The sequence below is a fragment of the Lentzea flaviverrucosa genome (genome assembly GCF_003350445.1).
In the GTDB taxonomy this organism is placed as follows: Bacteria; Actinomycetota; Actinomycetes; order Mycobacteriales; family Pseudonocardiaceae; genus Lentzea; species Lentzea californiensis.
In genome coordinates this window covers 42,089-66,106 of record NZ_QQAU01000012.1, presented here as the reverse complement: position 1 = coordinate 66,106, position 24,018 = coordinate 42,089, and the positions used below count along the sequence as shown (strand labels likewise).

23 protein-coding genes are annotated in these 24,018 nt (G+C 70.0%); 18 read left to right on the top strand and 5 right to left on the bottom strand.

The annotated features are described in order from the left end of the window. The first annotated feature begins 28 nt into the window (after window positions 1-28). Genes DFR72_RS31240 through nusB form a run of 3 tightly spaced genes read left to right on the top strand, consistent with a single transcriptional unit; the run spans window position 29 to window position 2,125 of the window. Window positions 29-1,105: a M24 family metallopeptidase gene (locus DFR72_RS31240; protein WP_090069049.1), complete on the top strand. Its 1,077-nt coding sequence runs from the start codon at window positions 29-31 to the stop codon at window positions 1,103-1,105. A gap of 31 nt (window positions 1,106-1,136) precedes the next feature. After that, entirely contained in the window at window positions 1,137-1,706 is a 570-nt protein-coding gene (efp, locus tag DFR72_RS31235) for an elongation factor P (protein ID WP_090069051.1), read from the top strand. Further along, window positions 1,706-2,125, top strand: coding sequence for a transcription antitermination factor NusB (gene nusB, locus DFR72_RS31230; RefSeq protein ID WP_090069052.1), 420 nt, complete (start codon window positions 1,706-1,708; stop codon window positions 2,123-2,125). Before efp ends, nusB begins: the two co-directional genes overlap by 1 nt. A 52-nt stretch (window positions 2,126-2,177) precedes the next feature. Here nusB and DFR72_RS31225 read toward each other — a convergent pair whose 3' ends face one another. Together DFR72_RS31225 and DFR72_RS31220 are read right to left on the bottom strand one after the other, a co-directional pair. Beyond that, the gene (locus DFR72_RS31225; protein ID WP_090069054.1) at window positions 2,178-2,807 is read right to left on the bottom strand and encodes an HD domain-containing protein; all 630 of its coding nucleotides are present in this window, start codon (window positions 2,805-2,807) and stop codon (window positions 2,178-2,180) included. 12 nt (window positions 2,808-2,819) lie between these two features. Next, on the bottom strand, window positions 2,820-3,521 hold the full coding sequence (locus DFR72_RS31220; RefSeq protein WP_170176482.1) for an SDR family oxidoreductase: 702 nt from the start codon (window positions 3,519-3,521) through the stop codon (window positions 2,820-2,822). Window positions 3,522-3,609: 88 nt separating this feature from the next. On the opposite strand from DFR72_RS31220, the gene DFR72_RS31215 reads away from it, so the two are divergent. Then, a complete protein-coding gene (locus DFR72_RS31215; RefSeq protein ID WP_256239455.1) occupies window positions 3,610-4,419 on the top strand; it encodes a sigma-70 family RNA polymerase sigma factor in 810 nt (269 codons plus the stop codon). A gap of 83 nt (window positions 4,420-4,502) precedes the next feature. Continuing rightward, window positions 4,503-5,246: a sigma-70 family RNA polymerase sigma factor family protein gene (locus DFR72_RS31210; protein ID WP_090069055.1), complete on the top strand. Its 744-nt coding sequence runs from the start codon at window positions 4,503-4,505 to the stop codon at window positions 5,244-5,246. On the opposite strand, the gene DFR72_RS31205 is transcribed toward DFR72_RS31210, so the two are convergent. After that, window positions 5,185-6,360: an MFS transporter gene (locus DFR72_RS31205; protein WP_090069057.1), complete on the bottom strand. Its 1,176-nt coding sequence runs from the start codon at window positions 6,358-6,360 to the stop codon at window positions 5,185-5,187. The two genes, DFR72_RS31210 and DFR72_RS31205, sit on opposite strands and share 62 nt — an antisense overlap. Before the next feature lie 101 nt (window positions 6,361-6,461). Further along, entirely contained in the window at window positions 6,462-6,950 is a 489-nt protein-coding gene (gene bldD, locus DFR72_RS31200) for a transcriptional regulator BldD (protein ID WP_030471611.1), read from the bottom strand. A gap of 257 nt (window positions 6,951-7,207) precedes the next feature. Between bldD and pyrR the strand changes: the two genes are divergently transcribed. The 13 genes from pyrR (at window position 7,208) to DFR72_RS31135 (ending at window position 23,488) form a co-directional block, all read left to right on the top strand. Next, the gene (gene pyrR, locus DFR72_RS31195; protein ID WP_089912344.1) at window positions 7,208-7,780 is read left to right on the top strand and encodes a bifunctional pyr operon transcriptional regulator/uracil phosphoribosyltransferase PyrR; all 573 of its coding nucleotides are present in this window, start codon (window positions 7,208-7,210) and stop codon (window positions 7,778-7,780) included. Continuing rightward, complete coding sequence (locus DFR72_RS31190) at window positions 7,777-8,709, top strand: aspartate carbamoyltransferase catalytic subunit (protein ID WP_090069058.1); 933 nt, start codon at window positions 7,777-7,779, stop codon at window positions 8,707-8,709. Before pyrR ends, DFR72_RS31190 begins: the two co-directional genes overlap by 4 nt. A gap of 53 nt (window positions 8,710-8,762) precedes the next feature. Then, the gene (locus DFR72_RS31185; RefSeq protein WP_090069060.1) at window positions 8,763-10,046 is read left to right on the top strand and encodes a dihydroorotase; all 1,284 of its coding nucleotides are present in this window, start codon (window positions 8,763-8,765) and stop codon (window positions 10,044-10,046) included. Next, a complete protein-coding gene (locus tag DFR72_RS31180) occupies window positions 10,043-10,531 on the top strand; it encodes a PH-like domain-containing protein (RefSeq protein WP_090069061.1) in 489 nt (162 codons plus the stop codon). The genes DFR72_RS31185 and DFR72_RS31180 overlap by 4 nt, the downstream gene beginning before the upstream one ends. After that, window positions 10,528-11,640 carry a glutamine-hydrolyzing carbamoyl-phosphate synthase small subunit gene (gene carA, locus DFR72_RS31175; RefSeq protein WP_245983673.1) on the top strand — a complete coding sequence of 371 codons (1,113 nt, stop codon included), beginning with the start codon at window positions 10,528-10,530 and terminating at the stop codon, window positions 11,638-11,640. The genes DFR72_RS31180 and carA overlap by 4 nt, the downstream gene beginning before the upstream one ends. Then, complete coding sequence (gene carB, locus DFR72_RS31170; protein WP_090069065.1) at window positions 11,640-14,942, top strand: carbamoyl-phosphate synthase large subunit; 3,303 nt, start codon at window positions 11,640-11,642, stop codon at window positions 14,940-14,942. The genes carA and carB overlap by 1 nt, the downstream gene beginning before the upstream one ends. After that, the gene (gene pyrF / locus DFR72_RS31165; protein ID WP_090069066.1) at window positions 14,939-15,751 is read left to right on the top strand and encodes an orotidine-5'-phosphate decarboxylase; all 813 of its coding nucleotides are present in this window, start codon (window positions 14,939-14,941) and stop codon (window positions 15,749-15,751) included. The genes carB and pyrF overlap by 4 nt, the downstream gene beginning before the upstream one ends. A 293-nt stretch (window positions 15,752-16,044) precedes the next feature. Further along, window positions 16,045-16,362, top strand: coding sequence for an integration host factor, actinobacterial type (gene mihF / locus DFR72_RS31160; RefSeq protein ID WP_030481817.1), 318 nt, complete (start codon window positions 16,045-16,047; stop codon window positions 16,360-16,362). Then, on the top strand, window positions 16,359-16,955 hold the full coding sequence (gene gmk / locus DFR72_RS31155) for a guanylate kinase (protein WP_090069068.1): 597 nt from the start codon (window positions 16,359-16,361) through the stop codon (window positions 16,953-16,955). Before mihF ends, gmk begins: the two co-directional genes overlap by 4 nt. A 3-nt stretch (window positions 16,956-16,958) precedes the next feature. Then, window positions 16,959-17,243: a DNA-directed RNA polymerase subunit omega gene (gene rpoZ / locus DFR72_RS31150; RefSeq protein ID WP_090069070.1), complete on the top strand. Its 285-nt coding sequence runs from the start codon at window positions 16,959-16,961 to the stop codon at window positions 17,241-17,243. Window positions 17,244-17,523: 280 nt separating this feature from the next. Further along, the gene (coaBC, locus tag DFR72_RS31145; RefSeq protein ID WP_177224610.1) at window positions 17,524-18,777 is read left to right on the top strand and encodes a bifunctional phosphopantothenoylcysteine decarboxylase/phosphopantothenate--cysteine ligase CoaBC; all 1,254 of its coding nucleotides are present in this window, start codon (window positions 17,524-17,526) and stop codon (window positions 18,775-18,777) included. 39 nt (window positions 18,778-18,816) lie between these two features. Beyond that, window positions 18,817-20,019 carry a methionine adenosyltransferase gene (gene metK, locus DFR72_RS31140; RefSeq protein ID WP_170176491.1) on the top strand — a complete coding sequence of 401 codons (1,203 nt, stop codon included), beginning with the start codon at window positions 18,817-18,819 and terminating at the stop codon, window positions 20,017-20,019. A gap of 589 nt (window positions 20,020-20,608) precedes the next feature. Then, entirely contained in the window at window positions 20,609-23,488 is a 2,880-nt protein-coding gene (locus tag DFR72_RS31135; protein WP_090069071.1) for an AfsR/SARP family transcriptional regulator, read from the top strand. On the opposite strand, the gene DFR72_RS31130 is transcribed toward DFR72_RS31135, so the two are convergent. Beyond that, window positions 23,478-23,960 carry a calcium-binding protein gene (locus tag DFR72_RS31130; protein ID WP_090069073.1) on the bottom strand — a complete coding sequence of 161 codons (483 nt, stop codon included), beginning with the start codon at window positions 23,958-23,960 and terminating at the stop codon, window positions 23,478-23,480. The two genes, DFR72_RS31135 and DFR72_RS31130, sit on opposite strands and share 11 nt — an antisense overlap. Window positions 23,961-24,018 lie beyond the last annotated feature (58 nt).

Here is a 24,018-nt window from a genome sequence, read left to right as displayed (position 1 = left end):
GCTTAGGACCGGCCGTACGCTGCGAGACATGTCGTCGTACGCCGCACGCCGAACCGCATTGCGCCAGGCGCTCCAGGCCGCGAACCTGGACGCGCTCCTCGTGACGAACCTGCTGAACGTCCGGTACCTGACCGGGTTCACCGGGTCGAACGCCGCCGTCCTGGTCGACGCGAGCGGCGACGACACCTCGGTGTTCTGCACCGACGGCCGCTATCTCACCCAGTCGGCGAAGCAGGTGCCCGACCTGGAACGGCTGATCGACCGGCCGTGCGACACCGCGCTCGCGAGCAGGGCGAAGGGCAGGCTCGGGTTCGAGAGCCACCACGTCACGGTCGACGGCCTGGACGAGCTCACGGCGGCTGCCGGGAAGGCGGAGTTGCACAAGGCCGGCGGCCTGGTCGAGAAGCTGCGGCTGGTCAAGGACGAGGTCGAGATCGAGGCGCTGCGGATGGCGTGCGCGGCGGCGGACCGCGCGCTCGCGGCGTTGATCGGGCACGGCGGCCTGCGTGCGGGCCGCACCGAACGAGAGGTCGCGCGCGAGCTGGAGAGCCGCATGCTCGACCACGGCGCCGAGGGCCCGTCGTTCTCCTCGATCGTGGCGTTCGGCGCGAACTCGGCCGTGCCCCACCACTCGCCGACGGACGCGACGCTGCACACCGGCGACTTCATCAAGCTCGACTTCGGCGCCCTGGTCGACGGCTACCACTCCGACATGACCCGCACGCTCGTGCTCGGCAGGCCCGCGGACTGGCAGCGCGACCTGTACGACCTGGTCGCGCGGTCGCAGGCGGCGGGCCGCCACGCGCTCGGGCCGGGTGTGAAGGTGAGCGACGTCGACCACGCGTCGCGCGAGGTGATCGAGAAGGCGGGGCACGGGAACGAGTTCCTGCACGGCCTCGGTCACGGGGTCGGGCTGGAGATCCACGAGGCACCGGCGTTGTCGAAGGCAGGTGCCGGTACACTTTCGGCCGGTATGGCGGTCACCGTCGAGCCCGGCGTCTACTTGTCGGGGCGGGGCGGGGTCCGCATCGAGGACACCCTCGTGGTCCGCGAAAGCGGGCCGGAGCTCCTCACCCTGACCACGAAGGAACTCGTGGTCGTCTGACACCCCCGTCCTACACAGGAGAAATCCCACCGTGGCCACCACGAACGACCTGAAGAACGGCCTGGTGCTGAACCTCGACGGCCAGCTCTGGACCGTCACCGCGTTCCAGCACGTCAAGCCCGGCAAGGGTGGCGCCTTCGTGCGCACGACCCTCAAGCACGTGCTGACCGGGAAGGTCGTCGACAAGACCTTCAACGCGGGCACCAAGGTCGAGACCGCCACCGTGGACAAGCGCGGCATGACCTACCTGTACAAGGAAGGCACCGACTTCATCTTCATGGACGGTGACACCTACGACCAGATCCCGGTCGCGTCCGAGACCGTCGGTGACGCCGCGAACTACCTGCTGGAGAACCAGGAGGCGATGGTCGCCACGCACGAGGGCGTCCCGCTGTTCATCGAGCTCCCGACGTCGGTCGAGCTCGTCATCGAGCACACCGACCCCGGCCTGCAGGGCGACCGCTCCACCGGTGGCACCAAGCCCGCCCGCCTCGAGACCGGCGCCGAGATCCAGGTCCCGCTGTTCGTCACGACCGGCGAGAAGATCAAGGTCGACACCCGCGACGGCCGCTACCTCGGCCGCATCAGCGACAAGTCCTGATGGGTGCTCGGAGCAAGGCCCGCAAGCGCGCGGTCGACTTCCTCTACGAAGCCGACCTGCTGGGCAGCGACGCAGTGACGCTGCTGGCTTCGCGTGTCGGGTCCCCTGACGTCCCGCCGGTGAACGACTACACCGTCACGCTGGTCGAGGGCGTCACCGCGAACCACTCGCGCATCGACGACCTCATCTCGGAGCACGCCGAAGGCTGGACCCTGCAGCGCATGCCGGCGGTCGACCGCGCGATCCTGCGCCTCGGCCTGTACGAGCTGCTGTGGGCGACCGACGTGCCGGACGCGGTGGCCATCGACGAGGCCGTGGAGCTCGCCAAGGGCCTGTCCACGGACGACTCGCCGCGGTTCGTGAACGGTGTGCTCGGCCGGATCGCGGTCATCGCGGACCAGCTGCGCGCCGTCCTGTAGCGGTTCTGCTTGCGAAGGGCCACGTCAACGGCGACGTGGCCCTTCGGTCTTCTCAGGTCCGAGCCCAGCCGCGCCGCTCGCCCTCGTCGATCAGGTGCAGCGCCGCCTGCCACAGCGTCGTCGAGCCCTCGCCGATCACGGCCTTGCGAGCACGCACGTCCTGCGCCTTCACGCCCGGCGTCCGCCAGGTCCCGCCCTTCGCCATCCAGTTGAGCAGCAACGGTTGCAGGCGGTCCATGGCCTTCGCGAACCGAGCCTCCGGCGTCTCACGCGCCTCGAACTCGTCCCACAACGCCCGCAGCGCGCGGCCCGCGTCGGCGGGCAGGATGCCGAACAACCGGTCGGCGGCGGCCTCCTCGCGTTCCTGCTGGCTCTCGCCCAGCGCGGTGTCGTAGATCGGCGTGTCACCCGCGTAGATCTCCACGAGGTCGTGCACCACCACGAGCTTCATCGTGTGGCCGACGTCGATCGGTTCGTCGGCGTACTCCGCGAGCGTCATGACCATCAGCGCGAGGTGCCACGAGTGCTCCGCGTCGTTCTCGCGCCTGTCCGCCGCCGCGAGAGGGGACGCGCGCAGCACGGTCTTGAGCCGGTCGACCTCGATGAGGAACGTGAGGTGCTCGCGCAGCCGGGAGTCCACACCGGACGGCAGCGGGTTCTGATCAGCGAGAAGTCCTGTCACGGTGCCAGGACACTACCGATCGGACAGGAACTCCTCCCACGTGCGGGTGCCGCGGTCGCCGTCCAGCGCCAGGTTCCGCCCGCACCGGTACGCCTTCCCGGCCTGGCCGGGAAGCCGCACCGGCACCGTGAGCCGGCGCTTGCCCGCGACGGTCAGGTAGTCGCGCACGAGCTCCCGCAGCTCGAAGTCGGCGGGCCCGGCCAGGTCCGGAACGCGGCCGGCGGGCGGGCGCAGCGCCAGACCGGCGATCCGCGAGGCCACGTCGCGAGCGTCCACCGGCTGCAGCCGCATCCCCGGCACCGGCACGACCGGGAGCTTCGCGAGGCCGCGCACCACCGTCAGCGTCAGGTCGTGGAACTGGGCCGCGCGCAGGATGGTGAACGGGATGCCCGACGCCTCGACCGCCTGCTCGCACGCGTGCTTCGTGCGCAACCACGCCAGCGGCACGGCATCGGCGCCGATCACCGAGATGTACACGAGGTGCCGGACGCCCCGGCAGGCCGCGAGCAGGTTGCGGGTCGCGGCGTCGTCGCCCTTCTGGCCGCCGGCGAGGTGCACCACGACGTCCGCCTCGAGCGGCGGGACGTCACCGAGCAGGTCGCAGGCGATGTCGCCGTGCCTGCTCAGCACCACCACGTCCGCTCCGGCTTCGCGCAGCAGCGGAACCACGTGCCTGCCGAGCGTGCCGGTGCCGCCGGTCACGAGGATCTTCACGATTACCCTCCCGAATGAGTCGTCGCCCTCTCGACCCGGTGGTGCCGGAGAACGTGACAGGGTGTGCGCCAGGCCACAGGGGGAAGCTTTGATCGCGCAGTTCGAGCAGGAGCGCACGCGCCTGCGCGCCATCGCCCACCGCATGCTCGGGTCGTTCGCCGAGGCCGACGACGCGCTGCAGGACGCCTGGCTGCGCGTCGAACGCGCGGACACCGCGCAGGTCGAGAACCCGGCCGCCTGGCTCACGACCGTCGTCGGGCGGGTGTGCCTGAACATGCTGCGCGACCGGCGGGAGCACGCGTTCGAGATGCCCGACCCCGTGATCGAGACGGGGGAGGAGCCCGAGCACCAGGCCGTCGCGAAGGACCAGGTCGGGCTCGCGATGCTGATCGTGCTCGACTCGCTCAAGCCCGACGAGCGGCTGGCGTTCGTGCTGCACGACATGTTCGCGGTGCCGTTCGACGACATCGCGCCGTTGATCGGCAAGACCCCGGCGACGGCCCGGCAGCTGGCGTCCCGCGCTCGCAAGCGCGTGCAGGACAGGCCTCAGCCGAACGTCGACCTGCCGAAACAGCGCGAAGTGGTGCAGGCGTTCCTCAAGGCGTCCCGCGAGGGTGACCTCGAAGGCCTGGTCGCGGTGCTGCACCCGGACGCCGTGCTGCGCGCGGGCGCTCTGGAGGTCATCGGCGGACGCACCGTCGCCGGCCGGGCCGCCCTGTTCAGCAGGTACGCGACCATGGCGGCCGCCGAGTTCGCGGTCATCGGCGGCGAGGCCGGCTTCATCGCGCGGGTGGACGGCGTGCCGTTCTCGGTCATGGCCTTCACCGTGCGCGACGGGCAGATCGTCGCGATCCACGTGATCCAGGACAAGGCGCAACTCGCCGCACTTGTTCCGTGAGCAATACCACTGCCGTCGCTGGTCATGTCGAGAGCCCGCCAGGTGTCTATTTGAGGTGGGCGCTCGACTGAAGGGGACCAACGATGATCGGGGAGCCGGACCAGGAGGACAGACTCGCCTACCGGATGCTCGGCCGGTTCGCCGAAGCCGAGGACGCGGTGCGGGAAGCACGCCGCAAGATCGAGAAAACCGGTGAGCCGGGCTGGCTGAGCACCGTCGTCGCACGGGTGAGCCTGACGATGCTGCGCGTGCGGTCCAGGAGCGGCTTCCGGATGCCGGATCCCGTGGTGAGCAGGGAACCGAACCACGAACCCGGCCTCGGCGTGCTCACCGCACTCGACGCGCTGACCCCGGACGAGCGCGTCGCCTACGTGCTGCACGACATGTTCGAGGAGCCGTTCGAGCAGGTGGCGCCCCTGATCGGCCGCACACCGCTCGGCGCGCTGCAGGTCGAGGCGCGGGCGCGCAAGCGAGTGGCGGGCAGACCGGTGTCCGATGTGGACCTGACCGGGCAGCGGCAGGTCGTCGACGCGTTCATGGCGGGCGAGGACGTGCTGGACGCCGACGTGACGCTGCGTTCCGAGGAGATCTGGCTGCGCGGTGCCGGCATGGTCGCGCCCAAGGCGTCGGTGCTGCAGGCGGCGCCGTGCGTGGAACCCGCGGTCGTCGGCGGCGAGGCGGGACTGGTGTCGGTGGTGGACGGACAGCCGGTCGCGCTGGTGGCCTTCACGGTGCGGGAGAGCAGGATCGCCGCGATCCACGCGATCACGGACCGGGAGCACGTCCGCCGGCTCGTGGCACCAGTGTCCACACCGCCACCGCGCTGAGCACCGCCGCGACCGCCGCCGTCGCGAACGCCAGCACGGGTGACCGCTCGAGCAGGAAGCCGCCGGCAGCCGAACCGATCGGCATGCCGAGCACGTTGAGGCTGATCGACACCGCCAGCACCCGCCCGAGCCTGTCCGGATCCGTACGACGCTGACGCAGCGTCAGCAGACCCACGTTGACCAGCCCGGACACCAGTCCCACCACGACCAGTCCGACGGCCAGCCCGATCAGGCCAGCACTCGCGACCAGCACCGCGGCCGCCGTGGCCGCGGTGCCGGCGATCATCGCCGCGCGTTCCCTGCCCTCGCGCAGGACGTGCCCCGCGATCAGCGCGCCGACGAGCCCCGCGATCCCGGCCGCACCCCACAACACGCCTGCCCGCACGTCGCCGGCCACCGTCGGCACCGCCACCACCAGCACACCCCATGCGACCTGGTAGAGGCCGTAGGACACGACCAGCCCCCGGAGCACCGGGTGCGTCAGGACGTAGCGCACGCCGTCGAAGGTGGACCGCAGCAGCGGCGGACGCACCGCGTGTGAGGGACGGTCCGACGGCAGCAGGAGCACGAGCGGGCAGGCCACGAGGTAGAGCGCGGCGACGACGAGCAGGGCCGTCTGCCCACCTGCCAGGACGAACACCGTGCCCGCGAGCACCGGCCCCAGCACCTCGACCAGGTTGAACAGGCCGGAGTCCAGCGCGTTCGCCCGTTCGGCGGCATGGCGGGGCACCAGCCTCGGCAACAGCACGCGCACCCCGGCCAGGTTCAGCGGGCTGGTCAGCGAGTACAGCGCCGCCAGCACCAGGACCAGCGTGACGGAGGCCGGCGCGAACGCCAGCGCGCCCACCAGCACCGCGCTCGCCACGAGGTCGGCGACGATCGACCGCACCACCCCGGTGCGGTCGAGGAGGGCGCCCGCCAGCGGGCTGACGACCAGACCGGGCGCGACCGCGGCGAACACCACGACGCCCGCGAGGGCCGCCGACCCGAACACGTCGAGCACGTGGAAGACCAGCACGAGCGTGAACATCTGCTCGGCGAGCCGGGAGCACAGCGCGGCGCCGAGCAGGGGCGCGACCCGCGGCGTGAGCAGTACCTGGCGGTAGGTGGTCACGCTGGGTGGCTCCCCCGGAAAAGCAGCAGTGGCTCCCCCGACGTCCTCAGGGCGACTGGCAGGACGTCAGGGGAGCCACTGCTCCGAACGTGCGGTGGAGTTCAGTCTTCCTTGGCGGGACGGGCCTCGGGAGGCAGCACACCCCAGTCGATCAGCTGCTCGGTGAGCTCGCCCGGCGTCATGTCGTAGATGATCGCGAGCGAACGCAGGTCCTCGGTGCGGATGGAGAGGACCTTGCCGTTGTAGTCACCGCGCTGCGACTGGATGGTCGCGGCGTAGCGAGCCAGCGGGCCGACCTTCTCGACCGGCAGCTGCTGCAGCCGTTCGAGGTTGATCACGATCTTGGTGGCCGGCTCGGCACCGGAGGGCACCCGGCCCTCGGGCAGCAGCTCGGCGACGGGAACCCCGTAGAAGTCGGCCAGCTCGGCCAGCTTCTGCACGGTCACCGCGCGGTCACCGCGCTCGTAGGAGCCGACGACCACGGCCTTCCAGCGACCGCCGGACTTCTGCTCGACGCCGTGCAGGGACAGACCCTGCTGCTGGCGGATAGCGCGGAGCTTGGCCCCCAGCGCCTTGGCGTAGTCGCCCATGTGGCGGTTCTCCGTTCATTCGCCCCGTCAGCAGTACGTGCGTGCTGCGGGGAGGCTTAGATCGATACGCAGAGTAATGATTACTCGCCGTGGTCGGCAGGTCAAGCTGATCTCGTCGAGAGACGCGCGCCACGCCTGGCCTACCACTCGGATGGTTGACCGTCCGTAGGTGATACGGTGCAGGTCAGCCTAGTTGTCACTAGGTGTCCGACGTCCTTTAAGGACCCGTCCAGTGAGGCGGGGAAGGAGGTCCAGCCGTGGCGTCACGTCAACGTGGCGCGACGGATCCGGCCGGGGATCGCGAGATTCTTTCGGCCGGTGACGTCGCGCGCACTGTCGCCCGAATGGCCCATCAGATCATCGAGAAGACCGCTCTCGATGCACCCAGCGCACCCGACGTCGTCTTGATGGGTATTCCCAGCCGTGGAGCCCCCCTCGCACGACGTCTAGCCGCTAAGATCGCCGAATTTTCCGGCCGGACGGTGCACGAGGGCACGCTCGACATCACCCTCTACCGCGACGACCTGCGCCGAGGCCCCACCCGGCCGCTCGAGGCGACGAAGCTGCCCGAGGGCGGCATCGACGACAAGCTGGTCGTGCTCGTGGACGACGTCCTGTTCTCGGGCCGCACCATCCGCTCCGCGCTCGACGCCCTGCGCGACCACGGCCGGCCCCGCGCCGTCCAGCTCGCCGTCCTCGTCGACCGCGGTCACCGCGAGCTGCCGATCCGCGCGGACTACGTGGGCAAGAACCTGCCGACGTCCAAGACCGAGGACGTCGTCGTGATGCTCGAGGAGTTCGACGGTCGCGACGGAGTGGTGCTGAAGTGAAGCACCTGCTCTCCACCGACGGCCTCGACCGCGACCAGGCGATCGCGATCCTCGACACCGCGGACCGGCTGAAGCAGGCGCTGCTCGGCCGCGAGGTCCGCAAGCTGCCGACGCTGCGCGGCCGCACGGTGATCACGATGTTCTACGAGAACAGCACCCGCACCCGCGTCAGCTTCGAGATCGCCGGCAAGTGGATGTCCGCCGACGTGATCAACGTCAGCAGCTCCGGTTCCAGCGTCAGCAAGGGCGAGTCGCTGCGCGACACCGCGCTGACCCTGCAGGCCGCGGGGGCCGACTGCGTGATCGTGCGGCACCCGGCATCCGGTGCGGCACACCGGCTCGCGGGCTGGCTCAAGCACACCAGCACGTCCGTGGTGAACGCCGGCGACGGCATGCACGAGCACCCCACGCAGGCGTTGCTCGACGCCGCCACGCTGCGCGACCGCCTCGGCAGCCTCGACGGCCGCCGGGTCGCGATCGTCGGCGACGTCCTGCACAGCCGGGTCGCCCGGTCGAACGTGCACCTGCTGACCACGCTCGGTGCCGAGGTCACGCTGGTCGCCCCGCCGACCCTGCTGCCCACCGGCGTCGAGAAGTGGCCGGTCACGGTCTCGCACGAGATCGACTCCGAGCTCGCCTCGCAGGACGCCGTGATGTTGCTGCGCGTGCAGGCCGAGCGGATGACCGGCGGGTTCTTCCCGAGCTCGCGCGAGTACTCGATCGCGTACGGCCTCAACGAGCGCCGCCTGAAGCTGCTGCCAGAGCACGCCGTCGTGCTGCACCCCGGCCCGATGCTGCGCGGCATGGAGATCGCCTCCGTCGTCGCCGACAGCCCGCAGGCCGCCATCACCGAGCAGGTCCGCAACGGTGTCCACGTGCGCATGGCCGTGCTGTACCACCTGCTTGCCCACGAGGAGGAAACCTCGTGAGGGAGCTTGCGACCGAACCATCGAACACAGTGAAGCCCTTGCAGGAAGCCAAAGTGAAGAAATCCTTGTTGCTCAAGGCAGTACGGCCCTACGGCGAGGGTGATCCTATCGACCTGCTGATCCGCGACGGCGTGATCGCAGAGGGCACGGATTCAGAAGCCGAAGTCATCGAAGGCAACGGCGCGGTTCTGCTGCCCGGTTTCGTCGACCTGCACACCCACCTGCGTGAGCCAGGTCGTGAGGACACCGAGACCATCGAGACCGGTTCCAAGGCCGCCGCTCTGGGTGGCTACACGGCCGTTTTCGCCATGGCCAACACCGACCCGGTCGCCGACAACGCCGTCATCGTCGAGCACGTCGCCCGCCGCGGCCAGGAGGTCGGCCTCGTCGACGTCCACCCGGTCGGCGCCGTCACCGTCGGCCTCAAGGGCGAGAAGCTCGCCGAGCTCGGCACGATGGCGAAGTCCAAGGCGAACGTCCGCGTCTTCTCCGACGACGGCCACTGCGTGCACGACCCGCTGATCATGCGCCGTGCGCTGGAGTACTCGAAGTCCCTGGGCGCCGTCATCGCCCAGCACGCCGAGGAACCGCGCCTCACGGTCGGCGCCCAGGCGCACGAGGGCGAGAACGCGTCCAGGCTCGGCCTGCAGGGCTGGCCGGCGGCGGCCGAGGAGTCCATCGTCGCCCGTGACTGCATCCTCGCGAAGCAGGTCGACGCGCGGCTGCACGTCTGCCACGTCAGCACCACCGGCACGGCGGACGTCCTGAAGTGGGCCAAGGCGCGCGGCACCAAGGTCAGCGCCGAGGTCACGCCGCACCACCTGATCCTGACCGACGACCGGCTCAGCACCTACGACCCGGTCAACAAGGTCAACCCGCCGCTGCGCACGCAGGCCGACGTCGACGCGCTGCGGCAGGCCCTGGCGGACGGCACGATCGACTGCGTCGCCACGGACCACGCCCCGCACGCGGTGCAGGACAAGGACTGCGAGTGGTCTGCGGCCCGTCCGGGCATGCTCGGCCTGCAGACCGCGCTGGGCGTCGTCGTCGAGACGATGGTGAAGACCGGCCTGCTGGACTGGCGCGGCGTCGCACGGGTGATGAGCGAGAAACCCGCCGAGATCGCCGGCCTGACCGACCAGGGCCGTCCGATCGCCGTCGGCGAGCCCGCGAACCTCGTGCTGGTCGACCCGGACGCGTCGTGGACGGTGCACGGCGCGCAGTTCGCGAGCATCGCGGGCAACACCCCGTTCGAGGGGATGGAACTGCCCGCGGCGGTGACGGCCACCATCTTGCGTGGCCGGGTGACCGCGGTGGCGGGGAGGATTGCGGAATGACCCGGATCCTCCTGTCCCTGGCGGTCTTCGTCTTCTTCGCCCTGTGCGTCTACGGCATGTGGCACGGCTGGAAGCGACGCCAGCGCAAGCAGGCAGACCTGCCGGCGTTCCCCTCGACGCCGGCCGCGCTGGGTGCGCCGAAGCTCGCGACCACGGGCGTCTACCTCGGCACGACGAACGCGGGCAACTGGCAGGACCGCATCCAGGTCGGTGACATCGGCCACCGCGCCGAGGCCACGCTGAGCCTGGTGCCGGAGGGCATCGCGATCGAACGCGTCGGCGCGTCGGCGTTGTTCATCCCCGCCGAGTCCATCCGGGACGCCCGCACGGACCGCGGCCTCGCCGGGAAGGTCATGTTCAGCGACGAGGGCTTGTTGGTGGTCCAGTGGGAAAACGATGGCCACCTGTTCGACACTGGTTTTCGCGGTGACGACAAAGACGTTTACGAAGAATGGGTTGCAGCACTCGTGGGAGGCAAGGCGTGACGAACGCGGCATTGGTGCTGGAAGACGGACGTGTCTTCCGCGGTGAGGCGTACGGAGCGACCGGCGTCTCGCTCGGCGAGGTCGTGTTCTCCACGGCCATGACCGGGTACCAGGAAACCCTGACCGACCCCTCCTACCACCGCCAGATCGTGGTGCAGACCGCACCGCAGATCGGCAACACCGGCTGGAACGACGAGGACGACGAGTCCTCGAAGATCTGGGTGGCCGGCTACGTGGTCCGAGACCCCGCGCGCACGCCGTCGAACTGGCGGTCCAGGCGCGGCCTCGACGAGGAACTGGTGAACCAGGGCATCGTCGGCATCGCGGGCCTCGACACCCGCACCCTGACCCGCCACATCCGCGAGCAGGGCGCCATGCGCGCCGGGGTGTTCTCCGGTTCCGACCTCACCGACGACGCGTCGATGGTCGCGCAGGTCAAGGCCTCCGCGCAGATGGTCGGCGCGAACCTCGCGGTCGACGTCACCACGGACCAGCCGTACGTCGTCGAGGCCATCGGCGAGAAGAGGTTCACCGTCGCGGCGCTCGACCTGGGCATCAAGTCGAACACCCCGCGGATGATGGCGGCGCGCGGCATCGAGGTGCACGTGCTGCCGCTGACCAGCTCCTTCGAGGACATCCTGGAGGTCAGCCCGGACGGCCTGTTCCTGAGCAACGGCCCGGGCGACCCGGCCACGCAGGACCACGCCATCGCGCTGACGAAGGAGGCCCTGGGCCGCAAGCTGCCGCTGTTCGGCATCTGCTTCGGCAACCAGATCCTGGGCCGCGCGGTCGGCCGCGGGACGTACAAGATGCGCTACGGCCACCGCGGCATCAACATCCCGGTCATCGACGTGACCACGGGCAAGGTCGCCATCACCTCGCAGAACCACGGGTTCGCGCTGGAAGGCACGCCGGGTGAGGAGTTCTCCTCCGAGTTCGGCCGCGCCGTGCTGTCGCACTACTGCCCGAACGACGGCACCGTCGAGGGCGTCCGGCTGCTCGACGCGCCGGCGTTCTCCGTGCAGTACCACCCCGAGGCCGCGGCAGGTCCGCACGACGCCGCGCCCCTGTTCGACGAGTTCGTGACGCTGATGAATGAGGCCCGCTGATGCCGAAGAGGACTGATCTCAAGCACATCCTGGTGATCGGCTCCGGTCCGATCGTCATCGGTCAGGCGTGCGAGTTCGACTACTCCGGTACCCAGGCGTGCCGCGTGCTGCGCGAAGAGGGCATCCGGGTCAGCCTGGTGAACTCCAACCCGGCGACGATCATGACGGACCCGGAGTTCGCGGACGCCACCTACATCGAGCCGATCACGGCCGAGTTCGTGGAGAAGGTCATCGCGCAGGAACGCCCGGACGCGATCCTGGCGACGCTGGGCGGCCAGACCGCTCTGAACACGGCCATCGCGCTGCACGAGCGTGGCGTGCTGGAGAAGTACAACGTCGAGCTGATCGGCGCGGACATCGACGCCATCCAGCGCGGCGAGGACCGCCAGATCTTCAAGGACCTGGTGCGGGGCATCGGTTCCGAGGTCCCGCGCTCCGCCGTCTGCAAGTCGATGGACGAGGTGCGCAAGACCGTCGCCGACCTCGGCCTGCCGGTCGTGATCCGGCCCTCGTTCACCATGGGCGGCCTGGGTTCCGGCATGGCGTACACGGCCGAGGAGCTGGAGCGCCTCGCGGCGATCGGCCTGGAGGAGTCCCCGGTCACCGAGGTGCTCATCGAGGAGAGCGTGCTCGGGTGGAAGGAGTACGAGCTCGAGCTGATGCGCGACCGCAACGACAACGTCGTCGTCATCTGCTCGATCGAGAACATCGACCCGATGGGCGTGCACACCGGTGACTCGGTGACGGTCGCGCCCGCCATGACGCTGACCGACCGCGAGTACCAGCACATGCGCGATGTCGGCATCCAGGTCATCCGCGAGGTCGGCGTCGACACCGGCGGCTGCAACATCCAGTTCGCGATCCACCCGGACACCGGCCGCATGGTCGTCATCGAGATGAACCCGCGCGTCTCGCGGTCCTCCGCGCTGGCGTCGAAGGCCACGGGCTTCCCGATCGCCAAGATCGCCGCGAAGCTCGCGATCGGCTACACGCTCGACGAGATCACCAACGACATCACGGGGGAGACCCCGGCGTCGTTCGAGCCGTCGCTCGACTACGTGGTCGTGAAGGCACCGCGGTTCGCCTTCGAGAAGTTCCCCGGCGCGGACCCCACGCTGACGACCACGATGAAGTCGGTCGGCGAGGCCATGTCGATCGGCCGGAACTTCGTGGAGGCGCTGGGCAAGGCGCTGCGTTCGCTGGAAACGAAATCGGTCGGTTTCTGGACCCAGCCGGACCCGGAGGGCTCTACCCTGGAGTCCACCCTGAAGCAGTTGGAGCGCGGCCACGACGGGCGCCTCTACACGGTCGAGCGTGCTCTTCGACTCGGCGCGTCCATTGAGGACGTGTACAACGCGTCGAAGATCGACCCGTGGTTCATCGAGCAGATCGCCTGGCTCGGCACGTTGCGGCAGGAGCTGCTGGACGCTCCCGTCCTCGACGAGCCGTTGCTGCGCAAGGCGAAGCGCGCCGGGCTCTCCGACCGCCAGATCGCCGCGCTGCGGTCCGAGCTGGCCGGCGAGGACGGCGTGCGCACGTTGCGGCACCGCCTCGGCGTGCGTCCGGTCTACAAGACGGTCGACACGTGCGCGGCGGAGTTCAAGTCCGAGACGCCGTACCACTACTCCGCGTACGAGCTCGACCCGAACGCCGAGACCGAGGTCGCGGAGCAGCGGGAGAAGCCCAAGGTGCTGATCCTGGGCTCCGGGCCCAACCGCATCGGCCAGGGCATCGAGTTCGACTACTCGTGCGTGCACGCGGCCATGGCGCTGCGGGCGGCCGGGTACGAGACCGTGATGGTCAACTGCAACCCGGAGACGGTGTCGACGGACTACGACACCTCCGACCGCCTGTACTTCGAGCCGCTGACGTTCGAGGACGTGCTGGAGGTCGTGCACTCCGAGCAGCGCTCCGGCACCGTGGCGGGCGTGATCGTCCAGCTCGGCGGCCAGACGCCGCTGGGTCTGGCGCAGCGCCTGGCCGACGCGGGTGTGCCGATCGTGGGCACGACGCCCGAGGCGATCCACCTGGCCGAGGACCGCGGCCAGTTCGGCAAGGTGCTCAACCAGGCCGGTCTGCCCGCGCCCAAGTTCGGCACCGCCACGTCGTTCGACGAGGCCAAGGAGATCGCGGACGAGATCGGCTACCCGGTCCTCGTGCGACCGTCCTACGTGCTCGGTGGGCGCGGCATGGAGATCGTGTACGACGAGGAGTCGCTGTCGGGCTACATCGCCCGCGCGACCGAGGTGACGCCCGAGCACCCGGTGCTGGTCGACCGGTTCCTCGACGACGCCATCGAGATCGACGTCGACGCGCTGTGCGACGGCGACGAGGTGTTCATCGGCGGCGTGATGGAGCACATCGAGGAAGCCGGCGTCCACTCCGGCGACTCGTCGTGCGCGCTGCCGCCCATCACCCTGGGCGCCTCGGACATCGAGAACGTCCGCCGCTCCACCGAGGCCATCGCGCACGGCATCGGCGTGAAGGGGCTCCTGAACGTCCAGTACGCGCTCAAGGACGACGTGCTGTACGTCCTGGAGGCAAACCCGCGTGCGTCGCGCACGGTGCCGTTCGTGTCCAAAGCGACCGCTGTCTCGATGGCCAAGGCGGCGTCGCGGGTCATGCTCGGCGCCACGATCGCGGAACTGCGCGTGGAGGGCATCCTGCCGGCCACCGGTGACGGTGCCCGGCTGCCCGAGCACGCGCCCGTCGCGGTGAAGGAGGCGGTCATGCAGTTCCACCGCTTCCGCACGCCCGAGGGCCACGGCGTCGACTCGTTGCTGGGCCCGGAGATGAAGTCCACCGGCGAGGTCATGGGCATCGACTCGTCGTTCGGTAAGGCGTTCGCGAAGTCGCAGACGGCCTCGTACGGCTCGCTCCCCACGTCCGGCAAGGTGTTCGTGTCGTTCGCGAACCGCGACAAGCGCGCGATGATCTTCCCGGTGAAGCGCCTCGCGGACCTCGGGTTCCAGGTCCTCGCGACCACGGGCACCGCGGAGGTGCTGAAGCGCAACGGGATCCCGTGCACCGAGGTGCGCAAGCACTTCGAGGGCGAGGGCAACGTCGTCGACATGATCATGGCCGGCGAGATCGACATGATCTTCAACACGCCCTACGGCAACAGCGGTCCGCGCATCGACGGCTACGAGATCCGCACCGCCGCCGTGGCCAAGGACATCCCGTGCGTCACCACGATCCAGGGCGCTGCCGCGGCCGTGCACGGCATCGAGGCGCTCATCCAGGGTGACATCGGGGTCCAGCCGTTGCAGGCCCTCCAGGCCGCCCTGCGGGGTGACGCGTGACGTTCGGCGAGAAACTCGCGAAAGCCGTTGCGGCGCACGGACCTCTGTGCGTCGGGATCGACCCGCACCCGAGCCTGCTGGACGCCTGGGGCCTCTCCAGGACCGCGGAGGGCCTCGAACGGTTCGCGCTGACGGCCGTGGAGGCGTTCGGCGGCAAGGTGTCCGTGGTGAAGCCGCAGGCGGCGTTCTTCGAGACCTACGGGTCGCGGGGCGTCGCCGTGCTGGAGCGGGTGATCGCGGAGCTGCGCGACTCGGGCACGCTGGTGCTCGTGGACGCCAAGCGCGGCGACATCGGCTCGACCATGGCCGCCTACGCCCAGGCGTACCTGGGCGACGGCTCGCCGCTGGCCGGTGACGCGGTCACGCTCTCACCGTTCCTCGGCTTCGGGTCGTTGCAGCCCGCCCTCGACACGGCGCGGGAGACGGGCAGGGGCGTGTTCGTGCTCGCCCTCACGTCGAACCCGGAGGGTGCGCAGGTCCAGCGGGTCGTTGCTCCGGACGGGCGAACCGTGGCGCAGACGATCATCGATTTCGCCGCGGCTCGGAATTCAGGCATTTCCCCGTGCGGCGATGTCGGTCTCGTCGTGGGCGCCACGATCGGGGAAACGGATGTAGACCTCAGCCGGTTCAACGGACCGATCCTGGCCCCCGGTTTCGGCGCTCAGGGCGGGTCCGTGGCTGATCTAAAACGGCTCTTCGGACCCGACATGCGCAACGTCTTTCCGACTTCTTCACGAGATGTTCTCAAGCACGGTCCCGACGTGTCTTCGCTGGTCAGCGCGGTGCGGAGGGTCCAGCAGAGCCTCTGAGGAGGGGCGCGCCACGCCTTTTGGGGAGTGGCGCGCTCACCTGGGCAAACATGTGTTGGTAGGGTCCACGCCACCGGCTGCCTCGCTGGTCACCGGCCTCATAGCACACCTCGAGTGGGCGACGGGTTGCCGGAGGGCAGTGATCAGGCCGCCGGAGGGTGTTTGGTACTACTACCACCCGCCGCAATCATGGCCGCTGAAGATTTCTTGACTGGGTCACGTTGTACTCAGGCAATTGCGGTCTGTACGGTCGCGGCACCGATCCGAAAAGAATCCACACCACGGAGGAAATCGTGGCTCTTCCCCAGCTTACCGAGGAGCAGCGGGCCGCAGCGCTGGAGAAGGCTGCTGCCGCACGTCGCGTTCGGGCTGAGCTCAAGGAGCGCCTCAAGCGTGGCGGCACGACCCTGACGGACGTGCTGAAGTCCGCCGAGAGCGATGAGATCCTTGGCAAGATGAAGGTGTCCGCGCTCCTCGAGGCCCTCCCGGGCGTCGGCAAGGTGCGCGCGCAGCAGATCATGGAGCGCCTCGAGATTGCTCCCAGCCGTCGCCTGCGCGGTCTCGGTGACCGCCAGCGCAAGGCCCTGCTCTCCGAGTTCAGCGGAGAGTGATTGGCACCGAGGCGGGAACGGGCTCTGCCCGTTCCCGCCTCACCGTCTTGTCCGGGCCGTCCGGCGTTGGCAAGTCCAGCGTTCTGGCGGAGCTGCGCAGGCAGCAGCCCGATGTCTACTTTTCCGTCTCGGCGACCACCAGGAAGCCGAGGCCGGGCGAAGTCGACGGAGTGCACTACCACTTCGTCGACCACGAGAAGTTCCAGCAGATGGCCGAGGCGGGCGAGTTCCTCGAACACGCCGAGTTCGCCGGAAACCACTACGGAACCCCTCGCAGGCCCGTCGAAGAAGCTTTGGCCGCGGGCCGCCCCGCGCTCCTGGAGATCGAACTCCAGGGCGCGAGGCAGGTCCGCGTGGCCATGCCGGACGCCCAGCTGGTCATGCTGGCGCCCCCGTCCTGGGAGCACCTGGTCGACCGGTTGACCGGCAGAGGCACCGAACACCCGGACGTCGTCGAACGCCGGCTGGCTATCGCCCGCGAGGAGCTGGCGGCCGAAAAGGAGTTCGACGAGGTCGTCGTGAACGCCGACGTGCAGTCGGCCGCTGCCGACTTGCTATCCTTGATGGTCGGACCACGAATTTCAGGAGATTGACGAGTGATCACCCACACCGAGCTCGGTCACCTGACCGGTTCTCCGGAGGGCATCACCAACCCGCCGATCGACGACCTGCTTGAGCAGGTGAGCTCGAAGTACGCGTTGGTGATCTACGCAGCGAAGCGTGCCCGCCAGATCAACGACTACTACGCGCAGCTCGGCGAGGGCCTGCTCGAGTACGTCGGCCCGCTCGTCGAGCCGGGCCCGCGTGAGAAGCCCCTCTCGATCGCGCTCAGGGAGATCCACGCCGGTCTCCTCGAGCACACCGAGGGAAGCGAAGGCTAGAAGGGGTCGAAGGCTCTGGGAGAGGTCTGTCTGCGGAAAGCGCAGACCGGATCGCCTTCGAGTGTCTTCTGGGGGCCGAGCCCCCACACCCCAGCCGGAGGGCTTCGCCCCCGGACCCCCAAGGCCAGAGGCTTCGCCCCTAGGCCCCAGGGCCGGAGGCTACGCCCCCGAACCAAGGCCGGGGGTTTCGCCCCCGGACCCAGCGGGTCTTCATTCTTGGACTCGGCGGGAGTGGTTCTCGCGAGGGTGACCTCGCGGTCGTTCCTCCACAGGAGAGCTGTTGACTTCCGCTGCATCTGACGTTGATGCCCCCGTCAAGCCCCGGATCGTTCTCGGGGTTGGTGGGGGCATCGCCGCGTACAAGGCCTGTGAGGTGCTGCGGCGGCTCACCGAGTCCGGTCACTCCGTGCGGGTCGTTCCCACCGAGGGCGCGCTGAAGTTCGTGGGCGCGGCGACGTTCGAGGCGCTGTCCGGCCAGGTCGTGTCCGCCGACCCGTTCGACGACGTGCACGAGGTGCCGCACGTCAAGCTCGGGCAGAACGCCGACCTCGTCGTGGTCGCCCCGGCGACGGCGAACCTGATCGCGAAGGCCGCGCACGGCCTCGCCGACGACCTCCTGACGAACACCCTGCTGACCGCGCGCTGCCCGGTCCTGCTGGTGCCGGCGATGCACACCGAGATGTGGGAGCACCCGGCCACCCAGCACAACGTGGCGTTGCTGCGCTCGCGCGGTGTCGTCGTCGCCGAACCGGCTTCCGGCCGGCTGACGGGCAAGGACACGGGCAAGGGCCGCCTGCCCGACCCCGCCGAGATCGTCGAGCTCGCCCGGCTGCTGCTGGTGCGGCCCGACGCCCTGCGGCGGACACTCGAGGGTGTGCACGTCGCGATCTCCGCCGGTGGCACGCGGGAACCACTCGACCCGGTGCGGTTCATCGGCAACCGCTCGTCCGGCAAGCAGGGTTATGCGCTCGCGAGGGTGGCGGCGCAACGCGGTGCCCGAGTGACTTTGGTCGCGGGCAACACCGCGGACCTGACCACGCCGGCGGGTGTCGACCTCGTCCGCGTGGGCTCCGCGGTGGAGCTGCGCGACGTCATGCACAAGGTGTCGGCGGACGCGGACGTGGTCGTGATGGCCGCCGCGGTCGCCGACTTCCGGCCGTCGTCGCTCACCGGACACAAGATCAAGAAGACCGACGGCGACCCCGACCCGATCACGCTGACGAAGAACCCCGACATCCTCGTGGAGCTCGTTTCCGCACGTAGGACGGGCCAGCTGATCGTCGGGTTCGCGGCGGAGACCGGCGACGAGACGACGTCGGTGCTCGACTACGGGCGGGCGAAGCTGCGGCGCAAGGGCTGCGACCTCCTGGTGCTGAACGCGGTCGGCGACGGCAAGGCGTTCGAGCAGGACGACAACGCCGGCTGGCTGCTGTCCCCGGACGGCGCCGAGACCCCTATACCCCACGGGCCCAAGACACAAGTGGCGTCCGAGGTGTGGGACGCGGTTAGCGCTCGCTTGACTACCTCTCAGTAGAATTTTTCTTCGGCCCAACCCCGCACCTAAGGAGTGTCCGTGAGCCAGCACAGCAGCAGGCTGTTCACCAGTGAGTCGGTGACCGAGGGACACCCGGACAAGATCTGCGACGCGATCAGCGACTCGATCCTGGACGCGTTGCTGGCCAAGGACCCGCGCTCCCGCGTCGCCGTGGAGACGATGGTCACCACGGGCCAGGTCCACGTCGCGGGTGAGGTCACCACCGAGGCGTACGCGGACATCCCCACGATCGTCCGCGAGAAGATCCTGGAGATCGGCTACGACTCGTCCGCGAAGGGCTTCGACGGCCACTCGTGCGGCGTGAACGTCGCCATCGGCGCGCAGTCCCCGGACATCGCGCAGGGCGTCGACACCGCCTTCGAGAACCGCGTCGAAGGCGCCGACGACGAGATCGACAAGCAGGGCGCGGGCGACCAGGGCCTGATGTTCGGCTACGCGTGCACCGACACGCCCGAGCTCATGCCGCTGCCGATCGCGCTGGCCCACCGCCTGTCCCGCCGCCTGACCGCGGTCCGCAAGGACGGCACCGTCCCGTACCTGCGCCCGGACGGCAAGACGCAGGTCACCATCGAGTACGCGGGCGACCAGCCCGTGCGCCTCGACACCGTCGTCATCTCCACCCAGCACGCGGACGGCATCGACCTCGAGAAGCTCCTCGGCGTCGACCTGCGCGAGCACGTGGTGGCCCCCGAGATCGCCGAGCTCACCCTCGACACCACGGACGTCCGCCTGCTCACCAACCCGACCGGCCGCTTCGTCATCGGCGGCCCGATGGGCGACGCGGGCCTCACCGGCCGCAAGATCATCGTCGACACCTACGGCGGCATGGCCCGCCACGGTGGCGGCGCCTTCTCCGGCAAGGACCCGTCGAAGGTCGACCGCTCCGCCGCCTACGCCATGCGCTGGGTGGCGAAGAACACCGTGGCCGCCGGCCTCGCCACCCGCGTCGAGGTCCAGGTCGCCTACGCCATCGGCAAGGCGGCCCCCGTGGGCCTGTTCGTCGAGACCTTCGGCACCGAGACCGTCGACCCGCAGAAGATCCAGCAGGCCATCACCGAGGTCTTCGACCTCAGGCCCGCCGCGATCATCCGCGACCTCGACCTGCTCCGCCCGATCTACGCCCCGACCGCCGCGTACGGCCACTTCGGCCGCACCGACGTCGACCTCCCCTGGGAGTCGACGGACCGCGCCGAGGCCCTGCGCAACGCCGCCGGCGCCTGATCACCCGCAAGACCCCGAACGGCCCGCTTCCCTCCGGGGAGGCGGGCCGTTCCGCGTCCAGCGGGTCCTCCGGGTCGTGTGCGGCCAGAGGCCGAAGCGTGCGTGCGACGGCAGGGACGCGTTGTGCCTGCGGACGGCCGTCCTCAAGGACGAGTGAGCCCGCGAGCAGCCTGGAGACGGCAGCGTGCGTGTGCTGCCGGGCCACGTGTGTCTGCGGGCGGCCGCCTGAGAACCGCTCGCCCAAGCCACTCGTGAGTTCACGAGTGGGCAGGGGTGAGGCCACACGGGCCCCGCAGCGCGTACTTCCTGATCTCCGGTGCCCGTCCGCTGCCGGAGCCGGGCCGGCCCAGTTGGGGGAGCGGGCGTGCGACGGGTGCAGTCGCATCGTGCTCGTGCCTGTCCATGGCCGGCTGATCTGAGGCCTCGCGAGCCCGAGAGCGGCAGAAGCCCGGCCAAAGCGGTCCGCATCGCGTCCGATGATCTTGTCGGACCTGCTGAGTACGGTGAAACGCAGGGGTTCCCGATCAGGGGGTACCCCTGCGCGAGCCTGCGCCGCGTATTTCCGGACCCCCGCCCACCTCCGCATCAGGTGGGGGACAACACGACCGGTCTGCGCGCGGTGCCGCGGCCACTCGACGTCGAGCTGCCCCGCCTGCGGCTGGTCGACCGCCTCAGAACCCGCTGGTCCCGCCCGGTCACGCTGGTCGCCGCCGGCGCCGGGTTCGGCAAGACCACCGCGCTGGCGCAGGCCGTTCGCGCGAACCTCCTAGCGCCTCGCGGCATCGACGCCTGGGTGACCTGCGGGCCCGGCCACGAAGACGCCGGCCGGCTGGCTGCGGCGATCCTGGACGCCCTCGGCCGCCCGAGCCTCGCACCCGATGCGGAGGCGGTCCTCGCTGCGTTGCGAGGTGCGGCCCCGCTGGACGTCTGCCTGCTGCTCGACGACGTCCACGAGGTTCCGGACGGGTCGCCGGGTGCGAACCTGCTCGCCCAGGTCGCGCGTGCCCTGCCCGGCACCGCGCATCTCGTGTTGTCCGGGCGCACCACGCCGGCCCTTCCGCTGGCCAGGAGGCAGGCGGCGGGGGAGGTGACCGTGATCGAGACGGCGGACCTGGCGTTCACCGACGCCGAGACCGCCGCGCTGGCGCAGAAGCTCGGCCGTGAGCTCACCGAGGACCTGCAGGGCTGGCCCGCGCTCATCCGGTTGTCGCTCACGGCCGGGCCGGCCGCGTCGTGGCGTTACGCCGCGGAGGAAGTGCTGAGTCGTCTGCCTGAACGGACGCGTACGACGTTGGCCGCGTTGGTGGCCCTCGGGTCGGCGACGGCCGCGGAGGTCAGCACTGTGGTGGGCGGGGACGTCGACCTGGAGCAGCTCACGCGTGAGATTCCGCTGGTCGACCGGCTCGACGACGGGCGCTACCGGGCCCACGACCTGTGGGCGAGCCTGATGCCCACCGGTCACCTCCGGGACGAAGCCGTCAAGGTGCTCACCGCGCGTGGCGATCTGGCTGCCGCCGGACGAGTTGCGTGCCGTGCGTGCGACTGGGCGCTGCTCGCCTTGCTCGCGGTCGAGCTCGTGCGGACCACGTTGTCGGTGCTGCCGAGCGCGACCGCGGAGACCTGGCTCAAGGCAGTTCCGGTGCAGTGCGAACAAGAGCCGGCGTTCCTGTTGCTGAAGGCCGCGGTCGTGCACGCCCACGACTTCACCGACCCGTCCATCGACTGCCTGGTCGACCAGGCCTGTGCGCTGATGCTCGGTGCCGGCGACCACGAGGCCGCGGCGGTGGCACTGGGGCAGGCCGTGATCACCGCGCACTCCAGGGGTGATCTGGTCAGGCTGGTCGCCGTCGCCCAACGGGCACAACAACTCGACGCGCAGTCGCCCGTGTTGAGGCTGTTGCGGCACAGCGTCGCCGCGGTGGTCGCCGAACTCGCCGGCGACCCGGAGACGGCGCTGGCGCATCTCGCGCAGGCGCCGGTGAACGCCGTGCCCCAAGCGCTTGCGGTGTCCACGACGAGGTTCCACGTGCACTGCCTGGCGATGTGCGGGCGTGGCCAGGACGCGGCTGAACTCGCCGAACGGATGCTCACGGACGACCTGGCTCGCCGCCACGCCACCACCGCGCGCTGGTTCGACGGCGAACCCGTTGACTTCCAAGGAGGTTGCGCGGACAGCACGGCCCGCGACGAGTTCGTGGCGAGGGCTGTTCACGCGGTCGTCGCGGCGTCGTTCGGTGAGAGCGCCGCGGAACTGACGGCCGAGCAGGACAACCCGCGTGACGCGGTGCTGGCGTGCGCGGCGCAGGCGGCGACGGCCGTCACGCGTGGAGAAGAAGACCTGGCCCGCGACCTCTACAAGCGGCACCTGGACCGGTGGCCGCTGGAGATCAAGCTCGCCGAACGGCATCTGCGCCGGTTCCTGACGCTCGGGTACGTGCTCAACGACGAGCTCAGAGAACTGTGGGACGGCACCGAACTGGGGCCGTCGCACCGGAAGGCGCGAGCGGCCGGACGGGCGTTCATCGCGGCCAGGAACGGAGATCCGCGCAAAGAGCTGCCGGAGGCGCACGCGCTGTGCTTCCTCCCGTTGCCGTGGTCGGCCGAACTCGCCGCCCGCCAGGCGGCAGCGGGCAGCACGCGGCTGGGCACCTGGCTCGCCGATCGTGTCGGACCGGCCGCGCACCGCCAGTTCCGGGAACTCACCAGGGATCCGGATCTCGCCGCCGGCGCCGCCAAGCTGCTCGCCACCGTGCCCGCACCGCCGGACCACCCGATCGGCATCGAGGTCATCGGTCCGATGCGAGTCACGAGGAACGGCGTCGCGACGGACGCGCCCGAACTGCGACGGGCACGCGTTCGCCAGCTCCTCGGCCTTCTCGTGCTGCGCACCGTGCTGTCCCGGGAGCAGGCGATGGACCTGCTGTGGCCCGAACTCGACCCCGCGAGCGCCGCGCGGAACCTGCGCGTGACGACGACCCACCTCAGGCGGTTGCTGGAACCCGGCCGCGCGGGCGGTGAGGCCAGCTACTTCCTGCGCAGCGACAGCGAGACGATCCGGCTCGTCCGGAGCGACCAGCTGACGGTGGACCTGTGGGCCTTCCAGGAACTGAGCCCCGGCGAGGCCGTGGCGCTGTGGCGAGGCGAGCCGCTCACCGATCTGGCCGACCTGTGCGAGGCGGAGATCGCCCAGATCAGAGGCCGCCACGTGCAGAACCTGTTGGTGCTGGGCGAACTGAGGCTCGTCGCCGGCGACCCGGCCGAGGCCCACCACCTCGCGGAACGGGCGTGGGCGCTGGAGCCGTTCGAACCGCGCGGGCACAGGCTCGCGCTCGCCGCCGCAGTGCGCGCACGCGATCCACGAAGGATGGTGAAGACGCGTGCGCGCGTGCTGGACTCGTTGCGGCAGCTCGGGGTCGGACCCGACGCCGCCACCGAGATCCTGTTGAGGCAGGCGGTCGCTAGCAGCTGACGGTGACCTCGGTGGACGCCGTGCAGAAGTCGAACCCGGCCTCGCCGTCACCCTCGTCGAAGTTCGGGTCGCCCGAGAGCAGGTCCATCCCGTCGCCGCCGCGCAACTTGTCGTTGCCGGCCTCGCCGTAGAGCGTGTCGTGGTGCGGGCCACCCTGGACCTTGTCGTCGCCCCACCCGGCGCAGACCAGGTCGTTGCCCTCGCCGCCGAAGATCACGTCGTCGGCGCCGAGCCCGAGGATGATGTCGTTGCCCTCCAATCCGACGATGGTGTCCGGGCCGTTGCTGCCGACGATGACGTCCGGTCCGGCGCCACCGGTGATGAAGCCCGCGCCGACGATCGTGGGCACGGCGTTGTAGCAGGCCGCCGGGGTGGGTCTGTTCTGGAACTCCGGCGGGACGTCGTCCGCCTGGGCGACACCGGCGGTGCACAGTCCGATGGCGAGCGCGGCGGCGGCGATGCGCAGTCTCATGGTCGTTTCCCCTCTTCGGTTTCTTGCCTGAAGAGAGAGTCGCGACCGTGCGTTGCCC

Bases quoted from the DNA above. Each gene is read 5' to 3' on its own strand.
- DFR72_RS31240 (WP_090069049.1), top strand. From the start codon at position 29: ATGTCGTCGTACGCCGCACGCCGAACCGCATTGCGCCAGGCGCTCCAG.
- nusB (WP_090069052.1), top strand. From the start codon at position 1,706: ATGGGTGCTCGGAGCAAGGCCCGCAAGCGCGCGGTCGACTTCCTCTAC.
- DFR72_RS31210 (WP_090069055.1), top strand. From the start codon at position 4,503: ATGATCGGGGAGCCGGACCAGGAGGACAGACTCGCCTACCGGATGCTC.
- bldD (WP_030471611.1), bottom strand. From the start codon at position 6,950: ATGGGCGACTACGCCAAGGCGCTGGGGGCCAAGCTCCGCGCTATCCGC.
- DFR72_RS31180 (WP_090069061.1), top strand. From the start codon at position 10,043: ATGACCCGGATCCTCCTGTCCCTGGCGGTCTTCGTCTTCTTCGCCCTG.
- carB (WP_090069065.1), top strand. From the start codon at position 11,640: ATGCCGAAGAGGACTGATCTCAAGCACATCCTGGTGATCGGCTCCGGT.
- DFR72_RS31130 (WP_090069073.1), bottom strand. From the start codon at position 23,960: ATGAGACTGCGCATCGCCGCCGCCGCGCTCGCCATCGGACTGTGCACC.